A 13927-nucleotide genomic window follows, 5' to 3' on the forward strand; every position below is an offset into this window, starting at 1 on the left:
GGGCAGCACGCGCTACGTCAGCCGGCCGGGTTGAAGGGGATGCCGGTGGGCTTCGAGGCGGTCAGCAGCGGCACGAAGCGGCCGTCGTTGATTTTGATGGTGGCCGAGCCGAAGTCGGCCGTCATCAGGCGGTCGCGCAGGGCCGTGCTGGGGTAGCCGTCCCAGCCGACCAGGGGCGGGTACCGCCAGGTGTGGTAGTGGTTCTCCGGCGGCTCGTCGTTGGAGTTGGCGAGCCGGAAGAAGTGGGTCGACACGCCGTCCTTGTGGTAGACGGTCTTCGGGTGGGTGCCGTCGAAGCGGACCTGCGAGCGCGGGTACGTCACCTGGCTGGAGTGCTGGGTCGTGGTCACGTACTCGACCTGGTTGGTCGACTGGTTGACCCAGGAGATGACGTGCTCCCAGTCGTGCCGGTGGCCGCCGATGCTCAGGCCGGGGATGGCCTGGTCCTTCTCGAAGTAGCTGGCGTAGACGATCGCGCACCAGCCGTTGTTGCACTTCGAGCGGGAGTACGTCTGCGACTTGTCCAGGTCGGACTGGTCCCGGCAGTTGCCGTTGAGGGCGCCGGTCGGGTTCAGGCCGGCGTTGAGGGTGCCGCTCGGGCTGATGGCGGCCACGGCGTAGCAGCCGTCGGTGTCGTAGTCGTACGCGGGGGAGAACGACTGCTCGTAGCCGTTGGCGTTCTGCGGGAGGTTGGGCAGCGAGTCGGCGTAGGCCGCCGTCGCGGGCAGCAGGATCCCGAGCGCGGCGGTCACGGCCACGACCCAGGACACGGCGCGGCGACGCCTCGGCTTTGACGCGTGTTCCAAGGCAAACCCTTCGGTGGTCGACGTTCGTCGGACTCCGCAAATATCGATGTGTCTGAGTATGCGGCGCGACCGGGATCATGTGAACATCCCGTGACCGGAGCGGGTATCGTTCGGGCGTGACGCTGATCGACGACCTGCGGTTCCGGTCCGACATCGACGGGGATCTGCATCTTGTGCTGCCCGCGGGCCGGCCCGGCTCCGGCTGGACCGTCACCGTGGTCATGGCCGACGGCGGGCGGTCGGAGGCGGACCCCGAGGGGCCGGGCACGTTCTCGTACTACGGCCGGCACGCGCGCTGGTGGTGGGTCGAGCGCCGCGGGGCCGCGCACGTCGAGGTCGTCGCCCCGGACGGTACGACCGCCGTGCTCCACCACGAACGGCTCTTCTGGCCGGCCAAGACCTGCCCGGTGTGCGGAGTGGGTATCGTTCGAGCGTGACCGGACCCGCCGAGGACGACGCCCCGCTGCTCACGCTCATGCCCGACCGGCTGGGGCTGCCCCGCGGGCGGTCGGCGCTGCCGGAGTCGGAGGTCGCGGCGTCGCAGCGGGGGCGGATCCTGCAGGCGGTGACCGAGGAGGTCGCGGCCCGCGGGTACGCCGCCACCACCGTCCAGCACGTGATCAGCCGGGCCCGGGTGTCGCGGACCGCGTTCTACGACCAGTTCGCCGACAAGCAGGACGCGTTCGCCCACGCCCACCTGGAGGCGAGCGAGCAGCTGCTCGACCTCATCCGGCAGCGGGTCGCGGCCTGCGCCGACGAGGACTGGCGGCGGCGGCTGCGGGTCGGCGTCGAGGCGTACCTGGCCGGCTTCGAGGGCGCGCCCTCCTACGCGGTGAGCTTCATGGTCGAGCTGCGCGGGGCCGGGCCGCGGCTGCTCGACCAGCGCGACCGGATCGTCGACCGGCACGCCCGCAACTTCAGCCGGCTCGCCGAGGCCGCCGCGGCCGAGGACCCGGGGGTGCGCCGGCCGGCCAAGCTTGAGGTGATCGGCGTGATCGGGGCCGCCGACGAGCTCGCCACGCGGGCCATCCGCGCGACCGAACCCGGCAGCGCCCCGCGCCTGGGCCGCCTGGTCGCCCCGATCGTCGCGATCTACGAGGCTGTCCTGCTCCAATCTTGATTTCAAAGGAACCGTGCGCGTACTTTTGACCGTCATGAGGGCGGTCGTGTGCCGTGACGGCGAGCTGAAGACCACAGAAGTGCCGGACCCGGTGCCGGGACCAGGGCAGATACTGCTCGAGGTCCGCCGCTGCGGCATCTGCGGCTCCGACCTGCACGCCCGCCACTCGGCCGACGACCTCGCCGGCGTGCTCGCGGAGATCGGCTACGACGACTACATGCGGGCCGCGGACCCGGTCGTGATGGGCCACGAATTCAGCGGCGTCGTCCTCGACTCCGGCACCGGGGCGAAACCCCGCCCGGGCACCCCGGTCGTCGCCCTGCCCCTCGTGCGCCACGGCGGCGAGCTGCACGCCGTCGGCCTTTCCCGAAAAGCCCCTGGTGGGTACGCCGAGCAGGTCGTCGTCCAGGCCGCCCTGACGCTCCCCGTGCCCAACGGCCTCTCCCTCGACATCGCCGCGCTCACCGAACCCATGGCCGTGGCCTGGCACGCCGTCAACCGCGGCGAGGTCCGCAGGCAGGACGTGGCCGTGGTCCTCGGCTGCGGCCCGGTCGGCCTCGCGGTCATCCTCGTGCTCAAGGCGCGCGGCGTGGCCACGGTCGTGGCGAGCGATCCGTCCCCGGGCCGCCGCATCCTCGCCCTGGCCTGCGGGGCCGACGCCGTCGTCGACCCGGGCGAGCACGACCCGTTCGCGGGCGCACCCGGATACGGCCACCTGACCACGATGCAGGCCCCGATCGGCGCCGCCCTCGACGCCGTCACCGGACTCGGCAGGCTCCCGGTGCCCTGGTGGCACTCGTGGCGAATCCTCGAAAAGCTCGGCAAGACCGCCCCCAAGGCGCCGGTGGTGTTCGAGTGCGTCGGCATCCCCGGCATGCTCGAACGGGTGCTCACCGGCGCCCCGCTGTACTCGCGGGTCGTCGTGGTCGGCGTCTGCATGGGCGCCGACACGCTCCGCCCCGCGATGGCCCTCAACAAGCAGCTCGAACTGCGGTTCGTCGTCGGCTACACGCCGCTGGAGTTCCGCGACACCCTGCACGCGCTCGCCACCGGCCGGCTCGACCCCGCACCGCTGCTGACCGGCCGCGTCGGCCTCGACGGCGTGCCGGCCGCGTTCGACACCCTCGCGAACCCCGGGACCCACGCCAAGGTCCTGGTCGACCCCGCGCTCGCCGGTACCGCCATCGCGCGAGCGTGACACCCCCACCCCCATCCGCACAGGGACGGTTCACGATGACTGCTCCAGCCAGAAGCTCCTCCGCATATGTGCTCGCGCTCCTGTTCGCCGGGAACCTGCTCAACTTCTACGACCGCGCGCTGCCCGCCGTGGTGCTCGAACCGATCAAGGAGGAGTACCGGCTCGACGACGTGCAGGTCGGCGTGCTCGCCTCGGCGTTCGTGGTGGTCGCGGCGATCGCCGGGGTGCCGCTCGGGCGGCTGGCCGACCGGGTTGCCCGCCGTACCGTCGCGGGCTGGGGTTTGCTCGTCTGGAGCCTCTTCACGGCGGCCGGCGGCGTGCTGACCAACTTCTGGGCCTTCCTCGGCTCCCGGGTCGGCGTCGGGGCCGGCGAGGCGAGCTATGCCCCGGCGACCGGATCGCTGCTGGCCGACCTGTACCCGAGTGAGCGCCGCGCCCGCGCGAACGCCGTCTTCATGCTCGGCTTCCCGATCGGCACCCTGCTCGCGTACCTCACCGCCGGCGGGCTCGCCGTCGCGTTCGACACGTGGCGCGCGCCGTTCCTGATCGCGGCGATCCCCGGCGTCGTGGTCGCCCTGCTCGTGCTGCGCATCCGCGAACCGGAGCGGGGCGCCGCCGAGCCCGCGCCGCCGGTGGTGGGGGAGAAGCGGGGCATCCTGCGCGTGAAGTCGATGTACGGCCTGATCCTGGCCTTCGCGGGCTACAACTTCGCCGCCTACGCGATCGGCACCTTCCTCACCCCGGTCGTGCAGCGGTACTACGGCCTCGGCCTCGTCGACGCGGGCCTGGTCGGCGGCGCGGTCATCGGCGTGACCGGCCTGCTCGGCCTGCTCGTCGGCGGCCGGCTGCTCGACCGGGCCGCCCGCCGCTCGCCCGCCGCCCGGGTCGTCGTGGCCGCGGTGTGCCTGGCCGGGGCCGCGCTGTGCTCGCTCGCCGGGCTGGCCGCGGGCAAGGGCGCGCTGTGGCAGCTGATCGTGCTGCTCGGCCTCGGCTACCTGCTCGGCATCATCTACCTCGCGGCCGCCGTCCCGGTCACCGCCGACGTGATCCGCCCGCACCAGCGTTCGACGGCGATCGGGCTCATGTCCGCGATCGGCTACCTGCTCGGCGGGGCCGGCGGCCCGATCGTCGTCGGCGCGATGTCCGACTCCCTGGCCGCCGGCAGCACCGAGGCCGACGGGCTGCGCACCGCGATGATGATCGCCATTCCGATCGCCTTCGCGGTGGCCGCCCTCGGCATGCTGCTCGCCGCCCGGTACGTCAGGGACGACCGGGCGGCGATGCTCGCGGCTTAGATGAGATCGAACGACTCCCAGGTGGACACGATGCTCTTGTTCGCGATGAGCGGGCTGCCGCCGAACACGTCCGCGCAGACGTACAGTCCGTTCGTGGCGCGCAGGGCGACCGTCCCGTCGGCGTTGTAGAGCAGGTCGAACGTCTCGGCGGCACCGACGGTGGAGCTCGACGCGATGAGCGCCGACGCTCCGCCGTTCGGCGCGGTCACGTACCTGCCGTTCGCGTGCGAGCGCAGCGCGATCCGCCCGCCGCCCAGCTCGATCCGGTCGAACTGCTCCCACGCGCCGATCGCGGTCCGGCTGGCGATGAGCGGCGCGCCGCCGAAGTTCTCGGCCGACACGTACTGGCCGTTCGCGCGTGCGCGGAGCGACATCACGGCCGGCGCGTTGTACCCCTCGGCGGTCACCACGAGCTGCGCCGGCACCGTGCGGGCCAGGCAGGTCGCGGTCACGTCCCGCGCCTCGCCCGGCGCGAGCCAGAGATAGTTGTCGCTGTACGTGGTGGGCAGCACGCGCGCACCGCTCACCCCGTCGCGCAGCGTCAGCCGCAGCATGCACGCAACGGTCGCGCCCGTGTTGCTCACGTGCGCGGTGACGACGTTCCCGTTGCGCGTCTGCGTCACCGACACCGCGGTCGCCGCGACCGAATTGAGCGCCTGCAGATCGGCCGGGTTGCGATAGCGCCAATAGACGTTGCGCGAACGAACAGCCCCCGACCCGTCCGTCAGGGTCAACCGCAGCAGGTGTACCGCCGGTGCGTTCGACGGCCACGGCACGGTGAACGCCGCCGTCACGCCCGACCCGCCGGCGCTCACCGTCGCCCGCTGGACGGTGCTCAGCGAGCGTCCGCTCAGGTCGAGCAGTTCGGCGGCGACGCTCAGCCCGGACACGGCGGCCGCGGTGTGGTTGACCACCACCACGTCCCAGTTCGGCCGGTTCGCCTGCACGTGCAGCATCTCGCAGGCCGCACGCGCGCCGTAATACGTGCCGTTGACGTCGAGGTCGTAGTCGTACACCTGCCAGACCGTGCTGTGCCAGGCCGGGTGCGACATCCACAGCAGCACCCCGTTGGCGTCCCGGAACAGCCGCGCGTTCCAGGCCTCGAAGATGGCGCGCATGGTCTCGTAGTTGATCAGCTGGGCCTTGCGGCTGAACTCGCCGAGGCTGCTGGAGGTGCCGAGCCGCTGGTCGATGGCGTCCTTGTAGCCGTTGGGGTTCTGCGCGCCCTTGGACGACCAGTCGTGCATGAACCAGGCGCCGCCGATCGGCCAGCCGGCGGTGGAGCCCGCGTCGATGCCGAGCAGGTTGCGCATGCTCGCCTCGACCGGGACCGTCGGCATGCCGATCTCGGTGTGGAAGCCGAAGTGGCCGTAGGAGGCGTTGCCGGAGAAGTACTGCTCGGGGGAGAGCCACCAGTACGCGCCGCCGCCGGTGACCGGGCCGCCGATCGAGTTCGGGACGTAGTAGGTGTCGGTCAGCGTGCTCACCGCGGACCGGTGCCCCGCGTCGATCTCGGCCGGCGGGTCGCCCTCGTTCTTGGCGCACCAGACCACGATGCTGGGATGGCTGCGGTAGCGCAGGACGGTGTCGGCGGCCTGCGCGAGGTACACCTGGTGGTCCGGCGGGTCGAGGTACCAGGCCGACGGGAACTCGCTCCACACCATGATGCCCGCCGCGTCGCAGAGGTCGTAGACCTCCTCGCGGATGGCCGAGCCGATCCACAGCCGGATCATCGTGAACCCGAGGTCCTTGTGCAGCGCGACGGCGGCCGGCAGCCGGTCCGGCAGCGCGCGGCGCAGCAGCTCGTCCCAGCCCCAGGAGCCGCCGCGGCAGAACACCGGCACGTTGTTGACCACGATCCGCAGCGGGGTGGCGCCGTTGCTGACCGCGGCCGCCTGGCGGAAGTCGGTGCCGTTGTCGGAGACGAGCACGCGCAGCTCCCGCGCGAACGCGGACTCCCACACGATCGTCACGCCGTCGAACGTGGCCCCGGCCCCGAGGTCGACCTGGATCCACTGGTTGTCGCTGTAGCTCGACGACCAGCGGGTGCCCGCGTCGCCGTCGACGGCCTTCTCCGGCCCGCGGTCGGCGGCGTCGGTCGAGGACGCGGTGGCCGGGCGCCCGCGGGCCAGGTCGGTCCCGGGCCGGGCGCTGTCGATGACGCTCAACGTGAACATGGACGAGCCGTAGTTCGTGGCGCGCTTGTCGCACTGGATGCGCACATAGCGCGCGTTCTGCCGCGCGAACGTGCTCGTTTTCGCCGCCGAGCCGCCGGACGGCACGCTCAGGCCGGGCGTGGTCTCGTACTTGACCTGGCGCAGCCCGACCTTGACGGTGCGCGCATCGCTCAGCGCCCCGCCGATCTCCGCGCGCACGGCGAGGTCGTAGCGGTTCGGCTCGCCGTATCCGTTGGGCCACCACAGCTTCGGCGAGCTGATCCGCACGCCGGGGAACACCGCGTCGGCGCTCCCGCCGGCCGGCACGCTCACGGTCTGGCTGAGCTGCTGCCCGGCGAGCGTGGCGCGCACCGTCACCGAGCGCGCCGACGTGGACGGGTTGAGCACCGGCACGGTGACGGTCACCGACGCCGTCGCCGCGTCCGGCAAGGTCGTGCGCACACCGGGATCGCCGACGAGCACCGGCCCGGTCGAGCGCAGCCGCACGTGGTTCCAGATGCCGCTGACCCGGTCGCGGACGGCGGGCATCCAGTCCCAGCCGGTCACCGCCAGGTACGTGGGGGAGTTGCGGTTCATCATGTCCGACCCGGCGTCGGCGTAGGAGCTGCCGTCCGGCCCCTTGTCGCCCGGGCTGCCCGGGATCGGCATCGGGTCGATGCGCACGGCGAGGGCGTGCTCGCCGGTACCGGCGCCGAGCTGCGCCGTGACGTCGAAGCGGGCCCGGGCGAACGGGTGGGTCACCTCGCCGAGCCGCGTGCCGTCCAGCCAGATCTCGGCGTGGTGGTTGATGCCGTCGAACTCCAGCCAGAGCCGCCGGTCCCCGCCCACCGGCAGGGCCGCCGGGACCTGGAACTGCCGCCGGTACCACCACGCGTGCCGCGACAGCGCCTCCGGCACGAGCAGGTTGTTGAAGCCGCGCACCGGATCCGGGAACCGCCCCTGCTCGACGAGCGCGGCGAGCACGGTCCCCGGCACCGTGGCGGGCAGCCAGGTCGACGTGTCGACGCCGGTCCGGGCGAGCGCGGCGCCGGTCGCGGTGCCGACCCGGGCGTCATAGGTGAGCGTCCAGCCGTTCTCGATCGCCACGGTACCGTCGGCCGCCACCGCGAGCGCCGGAGCCGCCCCGGTGTGCACGCCGAAGTCGGTCCAGCCGGTCACCGAAGGTCGCCCGGGCGCGGTGCCGTACACCTGGATCCCGTTGACGCCCAGGGGATTCCGGTTGGCGCGCGCGGTGCCGGTGATCCGCACGTACCGGCCGGACGCGGCGGGGCTCAGCGTGACGGTGACGGCGGCTCCAGTTCCGGCCGTCGTGCGGTACACCTGGGCGTAATTGCTGCCGTCGGACGAAACGGTGACCGTGAACGTGGTCGGGTAGGTCGACTGGATCTCGGCGCCGGTCGTCCCGGCGTGCGGGTTGTCGCTGCTGGCGCCGCCGGTGGTGAACTCCGCGTCGCCGGGCTTGGCCTCGAAGGTGACGACGAGCGCCTCGATGGAGCACTGGGCCTGGAGGTCGACCTCGATCCACTGTGGATCGGTGGCGGCCCCGGCGCGCCAGCCGGAGCCGCGCACGCCGACCTCGTAGAGCCCGTCGGTGGCGAAGGCGGCCGGGGTCGCGGCGTAGGCGGTCGAGGACGCCCGCACCGGCCGGAACAGCGCCAGGTCCGGGCCGGCCGGGGTGGCGGCCCCGGCCGGCTCGGAGAGGGCCCCGTCCAGGGCGATGCCGGCGAGCAGGGTGGCGTTCGTGGTCAGGAACGCCCGCCGAGTGAGGGTCATGGGGTGTGGTCCTCCGGGTCCGGTCAGCGCCAGTGGAGCCGGGCGCTGGAGATGACGTTGGAGTCGGTCCAGGTGACGAGCAGCGTGCGCCCGGACGGGTCGTACTCGGGGTGCGGCGCGATCGCGTACCGGATGGCGCTGCACTGGTTGGCGGGGCACGTCGAGGCGACGGTGAACGCCTTCGTCCACGGCCCCTCGAGGTTCGGGGCGGTCATGACCATGATGTCCGTGTAGCCGACGTTGGCCCCGGCCACGAACATCCACGTGTTGTAGTAGGCGGACCAGAACGCGTTGGACTGGCCGAGCTCGCGGTTGCCGAAGAGCGCCTGCGCGTTGGACGGGTTGACCAGCCGCTGGGTCTGCCAGGCGCGCCGGGACTGGTCCCAGTACTCGTAGGCGCTCACGTCGGTCGCACGGGTCGCCGGGACGCGGGCCAGGAAGACGCTGGACTCGGTGGGGCCGGCCGGGCCGTACCCGTAGACGTAGACCTTGCCGTCCTGCGGGTTGTAGGTGACCCCGACGTCGCCCCAGTGCGGCTCGGTCGCACCGTTCCACAGCACGCCGGTACCGACGCGGCTTGCCCTTGCCCCGCTGCCGTCGGCGGTCACGGTGGCGACGCCCGCCCCGACGATGCAGTGGCAGCCGGACCCGCCGCGGTCGTTCTTGAGCCACCAGACCAGACCCTGGCCGGGCGCGTACTCGACGACGTTGGTGCCGCCCATGCCGTAGCGGCCCAGTCCGCCTTCGGCGTTCTCCTGCGCGGTGAGCGGGATCCACTCCTGCGGCCAGCCGGACGCGTTCACGTTGGTGTCGTACACGCGGATCGGATTGCCGCGGTCGCCGAGCCCGACGCTGTCCGAGGCGGTGATCGCGTAGTTGCCGTTGCCGGTGGGGATGAGCGTGTCGCCGTAGGTCCAGACCGACTGGCCGCTGACGACGCCGGAGAAGCCGAGGTCGCGGGCCACCTCGCGGCCGTAGTCCTGACGGCCGAGGTAGTCGGTGGCGGTGTTGGCCGGGGGCAGCACGCCCGCGCCGCGCGGACCGGCCGGCGTCGGGTAGGTGAACGCGCCCGAGCTCGTGCCGCCGACCGTGAAGCGCTGGGCGCCCGTGCCGTTGCAGTCCCAGATCTGCAGCCGGGTGCCGTTGGCGGTGGCGCTGCCCGGCGAGTCGAGGCACTTGCCGGACTGCGGGTTGAACAGCGAGCCGTCGGACCGGGACTGCCAGGCCTGGGCGCCGGTGCCGTTGCAGTCCCAGAGCTGGACCTTGGTGCCGCTCGCGGTGCCGCTGGAGATGACGTCCAGGCACCGGCCGAGCGTGCCCAGCGACTGGCCGGCGCCCGCCGTCCAGTGCTGGTCCGCGGCGTAGCTCTGGCAGTCCCACAGCTGCACGGCCCGGCCGTTGCCGCCGGCGTCGTCGCCGTCGACATCGACGCACTTGCCGCCGATGCCGACGATCGGGGCCCCGGTGACGGCGGCCTCCGACGGGAGGCTCAGGGCGGCGACGGTACCGGCGGCAAGCGCGACCGCGGCGGCGACGAGCATGGGGGTTCGGCGCACGATGCACCCCTTTCGTTGGCGGATCTTTTCGTTGGCGGACGAAAGGACTCCCTAGGGCATCGGCAGTATGCACCCGTTCCGTCAATTTTTGACAGACCGATCCGGGAGATTGTCGCGCGTCGACATTTCGATGCGCGGATAACACTTTTTCCGAGCCTTGACTGACCTCCGGGGTTCTGCGCAATCTTTACGGAATGGGCATCCTCCGCCGAACCGCCACCCTCGCGCTGACGGCCCTCGCCGCCGGCCTCCTCACCGCCCTCACCGTCCCCGCGCCCGCCTCCGCCGCGGCGGGCGACCTCGTCACCTCCTTCGAGGCCGGCGACCCCCAGCCGACCTGGACCAACACCGTCGACAGCAGCGCCGGCGTCGGCGGCTACTGCTGCGGCCTGGCTGGCATGGAGAGCGGTCTGCGCACCGAGGCCGCGCACACCGGCAGCACCGCGCTGATGTACTCCGGCGCCGACACGAGCGCCACGACGAGCTACTCCTACAACCGGATCCTCGACGTCGACATCCCCGTCGGCAGCGCCACCACGCTGTCGTACTGGCTGTTCCCCCAGAGCGGCGGCAACCTCGACGTCGCCGTGGACCTCGTGTTCACCGACGGCACCCGGCTGCGCGACTCCGGCGCGGTCGACCAGCACGGGGTCCGCCTCACGCCGCACGACCAGGGGACCGGCTGGGTGCTGAACTTCGACACCTGGAACTACGTCACGTCGAACATCGGCGCCAAGGTGGCCGGCAAGACGATCGACCGGGTGCTCATCGGCTACGACAAGCCCGAGGGCACCGGCACGTTCCGCGGCTACCTCGACGACCTGAGCATCACCGCGGGCGGCGCACTCGCCGACTACGTCGACACCCGGCGCGGCTCCAACTCGACCGGCGACTACTCGCGCGGCAACACGTTCCCCGGCGCGACGGTGCCCAACGGCTTCAACTTCTGGACGCCGGTCACCAATGGCAACAGCGACAGCTGGCTGTACCAGTACAACGCCACCACCGTGCAGGGGTTCGCGATCAGCCACGAGCCCAGCCCGTGGATCAACGACTACGGCCAGCTGCAGATCATGCCGATGACCGGCGGGCTCAAGACGACGCCGGACGCGCGCAGGTCGACGTTCAGCCACGCCAACGAGATCGCCAAGGCGCACTACTACAAGACCCGGCTCGACACCTACGGCATCACCGCCGAGATGGCCCCGACCGACCACGCGGGCGTCCTGCGGTTCACGTTCCCGGCCGCGGCCGACTCGGCGATCCTGTTCGACGTCATCGACAGCGCCACCGGTTCGTACACTGTGGACACCGGGTCCCGCACGATCTCCGGGTACGCCGACCACAAGGGCGGGAAGCTGTACTTCTCGGCGACCCTCGATGTCGCGTTCTCCGCGGCCGGCACCGGCGGGATCACGTTCGCGACGACCGCCGGCCAGCAGGTGACCCTGCGCGTGGGCACCTCGTGGATCAGCGTCGCGCAGGCCGCGGCCAACCTCGCGCAGGAGGTCGGGTCCAAGAACCTCGACGCGGTCCGCAGTGACGCGCAGGCGCAGTGGGAGGCCGTGCTCGGCAAGGTGCGCCTCGAGGGCGCGAGCAACGACCAGCTCATCACGTTCTACTCGAACCTCTACCGCGCGTACATGTACCCGAACAACCGCTCCGAGATGGTCAACGGTGTCCGGCGCTACCAGAGCCCGTACGACGGCCAGGTCCACGATGGACAGATGTACGTCAACAACGGCTTCTGGGACACCGCCCGCGCCGAGTGGCCGCTCATGACGCTGCTGTCGCCGACCCGCACCGGCGAGATGCTCGACGGCTTCACGAACGTGTACAAGACGTCCGGCTGGACGCCGAGCTGGTCCGGGCCGTGGAACAAGGCGGCGATGCCGGGCACCAACCAGGACCTGGCGTTCGCCGACGCCTACGTGAAGGGCGTGCGCAACTTCGACTACACCGCGGCCTACGCCTCGATGGTCAAGAACGCCATGGTGTACTCCCCGGCGATCAACGGCCGCGCCGGGCTGGAGGTGTCGACGTTCAAGGGCTACCTGCCCACGGACGTGCGCGGTGACTCGGCGTCGTGGACCCTGGAGGACGCGACGAGCGATTTCGGCATCGCGCAGATGGCGGCGGGCCTGGGCAAATCCGAGGACGCGGCGTACTTCCGCAACCGCGCGCTGGATTACGTGAACCTGTACTCCCCGTCCGTTGGATTCTTCCGCGGCAAGCAGAGCAACGGCCAGTGGCGCACCTCCGACGCCGACTTCAAGCCCAACTCGTGGGGCTGCGAGTACGTCGAGGGCGCGGCCTACCACTACGCGCTGAGCGCACCGCAGGACCCGCAGGGCATGGCCAACCTGTACGGCGGCCGCGCGCAGATGTCGGCGAAAATCGACCAGGTGCTCACCGCGCCGCGGGACTACCTGCCGGGCTGCTACGGCGGGACGATCCACGAGATGCGCGAGACGTACGACGCCAATATGGGCCAGTACGCGCACGCCAACGAGGAAACGCACGCCATGCTGTACATGTACAACTACGCCGGCACGCCCGCGAAGACGCAGAATTATGTGCGCACCACGTTGACCCGCTACTACGACTCGGGTCAGGGCACCGGCAACGGGTACCTGGGCGACGAGGACAACGGGGAGATGTCGGCCTGGTACGTCTTCTCCGCGCTGGGCTTCTACCCCGCGCGGATGGGCAGCACCGACTACACCATCGGCGCGCCGCTGCACCCCAAGGCCACCATGACGCTGGAGAACGGCCGGACGTTCACCGTGAACGCGCCGGGGGTCAGCGACACGAACCGGTACATCCAGAGCGCGACGCTGAACGGCGTGCAGTACACGCGGAACTATCTGACCCACGCGGATCTGCTGGCCGGCGGCACGCTGTCGTTCGTGATGGGCCCGAACCCGTCATCCTGGGGCAGCGGCACGAACGACGTCCCGCCGTCGCTCACGTCCGGCGCCGCGGCCCCGGCCCAGCTCAAGGACCGCGCGACCGGCGGCACGCTGACCGTCAGCGGCGAGAACGGCCCCGGCGAGGGCCGCGCCGCGCTCGTCGACGACAACTCGCTGACGAAGTGGCTGACCTTCGCGAACACCGCCACGATCACCGACCAGCTCACCGGGGCGATGGCCGTGAAGCAGTACACGCTGACCTCGGCCAACGACCTGCCCGGCCGCGACCCGCGGGACTGGGCGCTGCAGGGCTCCAACGACGGCGTGACCTGGACGACGGTGGACACCCGCAGCGGCATCGACTTCGCCGACCGCCGCCAGACGCGGGCGTTCGTGGTGAGCGGCAGCGGGTCCTACTCGCGGTACCGGCTGCAGATCACCGCCAACCACGGCGCCGCCGAGACCCAGCTCGCCGAACTGCAGGTGATCGGCTGAGGACTACTGCCGCACGTTTTCCACGAGGGCCTGCTGCAGCCGGTTGGCCGTCTCGACGTCGGGCTGGCGGTTGGCCAGCACGTCGGCGTAGACGAACGACTCGCCGAGGCGCACCAGGGCGTACGCGAGCGAGTTCGGCTCGATGATCGGGACGAACCCGAACTCGGCCATGTCGCGGCGCAGCAGGCCCTCGATGAACGCGACGATGCCGGTCTGCACGCGGCCGCGCGGGTCCGTCAGGACGCGCAGCGTGACGGCCGGCTCGTCGTCGAGGAGGCGCCGCAACGCCGTCGAGGCCGACACGAGGGCGTTGAGGTGCCGGCCGGTGCCGGGCGTGTGCATCGCATCCGGGGGACGCTCGGCCTCCCACCGCTGCTCGGCCAGGCGCAGGGTGCGCTCCGTGATGAGCCACAGCGCCCGGCCGAGCAGTTCCTCCCGCCCGCCGGCCCGCCGGAACAGCGTGGCCCGGGACATCCCGAGCTCGTCGGCGAGCCCCTGCATGTCGAGGCGCCGCCCCTCCAGCAGCCACCGGGCGGCGCTGCGCACGATCGGGTCGGCAGCCACGCGTCCACGATAGCGGTGCAACATTTCTCAG

9 protein-coding genes are annotated in these 13927 nt (G+C 71.6%); 5 read left to right on the top strand and 4 right to left on the bottom strand.

The window, feature by feature from the left end; translation table 11 throughout:
- Nucleotides 1-17: 17 nt before the first annotated feature.
- Nucleotides 18-770, bottom strand: a complete 753-nt coding sequence (locus tag ACQPZ4_RS19260; RefSeq protein ID WP_433062797.1) for an NPP1 family protein — start codon at nucleotides 768-770, stop codon at nucleotides 18-20.
- 152 nt (nucleotides 771-922) lie between these two features.
- Here ACQPZ4_RS19260 and ACQPZ4_RS19265 point away from each other — a divergent pair, with 152 nt between their 5' ends.
- The 4 genes from ACQPZ4_RS19265 to ACQPZ4_RS19280 are packed head-to-tail and all read left to right on the top strand — an operon-like array spanning nucleotide 923 to nucleotide 4419.
- Nucleotides 923-1243, top strand: a complete 321-nt coding sequence (locus ACQPZ4_RS19265) for a hypothetical protein (RefSeq protein WP_433062800.1) — start codon at nucleotides 923-925, stop codon at nucleotides 1241-1243.
- Entirely contained in the window at nucleotides 1240-1926 is a 687-nt protein-coding gene (locus ACQPZ4_RS19270) for a TetR/AcrR family transcriptional regulator (protein WP_433062802.1), read from the top strand. The genes ACQPZ4_RS19265 and ACQPZ4_RS19270 overlap by 4 nt, the downstream gene beginning before the upstream one ends.
- Before the next feature lie 34 nt (nucleotides 1927-1960).
- Entirely contained in the window at nucleotides 1961-3124 is a 1164-nt protein-coding gene (locus ACQPZ4_RS19275; RefSeq protein WP_433062805.1) for a zinc-binding dehydrogenase, read from the top strand.
- Nucleotides 3125-3159: 35 nt separating this feature from the next.
- On the top strand, nucleotides 3160-4419 hold the full coding sequence (locus tag ACQPZ4_RS19280) for a spinster family MFS transporter (protein WP_433062808.1): 1260 nt from the start codon (nucleotides 3160-3162) through the stop codon (nucleotides 4417-4419).
- Here the strand turns inward: ACQPZ4_RS19280 and ACQPZ4_RS19285 are convergent.
- Together ACQPZ4_RS19285 and ACQPZ4_RS19290 are read right to left on the bottom strand one after the other, a co-directional pair.
- Nucleotides 4416-8369 (bottom strand): discoidin domain-containing protein, encoded by a 3954-nt coding sequence (locus ACQPZ4_RS19285; RefSeq protein ID WP_433062811.1) that lies wholly within the window; start codon nucleotides 8367-8369, stop codon nucleotides 4416-4418. The genes ACQPZ4_RS19280 and ACQPZ4_RS19285 overlap by 4 nt on opposite strands.
- 23 nt (nucleotides 8370-8392) lie before the next feature.
- Entirely contained in the window at nucleotides 8393-9925 is a 1533-nt protein-coding gene (locus ACQPZ4_RS19290; protein WP_433062814.1) for a ricin-type beta-trefoil lectin domain protein, read from the bottom strand.
- 194 nt (nucleotides 9926-10119) lie between these two features.
- On the opposite strand from ACQPZ4_RS19290, the gene ACQPZ4_RS19295 reads away from it, so the two are divergent.
- Nucleotides 10120-13332 (top strand): GH92 family glycosyl hydrolase, encoded by a 3213-nt coding sequence (locus ACQPZ4_RS19295; protein ID WP_433062817.1) that lies wholly within the window; start codon nucleotides 10120-10122, stop codon nucleotides 13330-13332.
- A 3-nt stretch (nucleotides 13333-13335) separates the two neighbouring features.
- Here the strand turns inward: ACQPZ4_RS19295 and ACQPZ4_RS19300 are convergent, their stop codons facing one another.
- Entirely contained in the window at nucleotides 13336-13896 is a 561-nt protein-coding gene (locus tag ACQPZ4_RS19300) for a QsdR family transcriptional regulator (RefSeq protein ID WP_433062820.1), read from the bottom strand.
- Between the last annotated feature and the right edge of the window lie 31 nt (nucleotides 13897-13927).

The organism is Dactylosporangium sp. CS-033363 (assembly GCF_050942475.1).
In the GTDB taxonomy this organism is placed as follows: domain Bacteria; phylum Actinomycetota; class Actinomycetes; order Mycobacteriales; family Micromonosporaceae; genus Dactylosporangium.

Coding starts and splice junctions, on each gene's coding strand:
- ACQPZ4_RS19280 (WP_433062808.1), top strand. CDS start 3,160: ATGACTGCTCCAGCCAGAAGCTCCTCCGCATATGTGCTCGCGCTCCTG.
- ACQPZ4_RS19275 (WP_433062805.1), top strand. CDS start 1,961: ATGAGGGCGGTCGTGTGCCGTGACGGCGAGCTGAAGACCACAGAAGTG.
- ACQPZ4_RS19295 (WP_433062817.1), top strand. CDS start 10,120: ATGGGCATCCTCCGCCGAACCGCCACCCTCGCGCTGACGGCCCTCGCC.
- ACQPZ4_RS19285 (WP_433062811.1), bottom strand. CDS start 8,369: ATGACCCTCACTCGGCGGGCGTTCCTGACCACGAACGCCACCCTGCTC.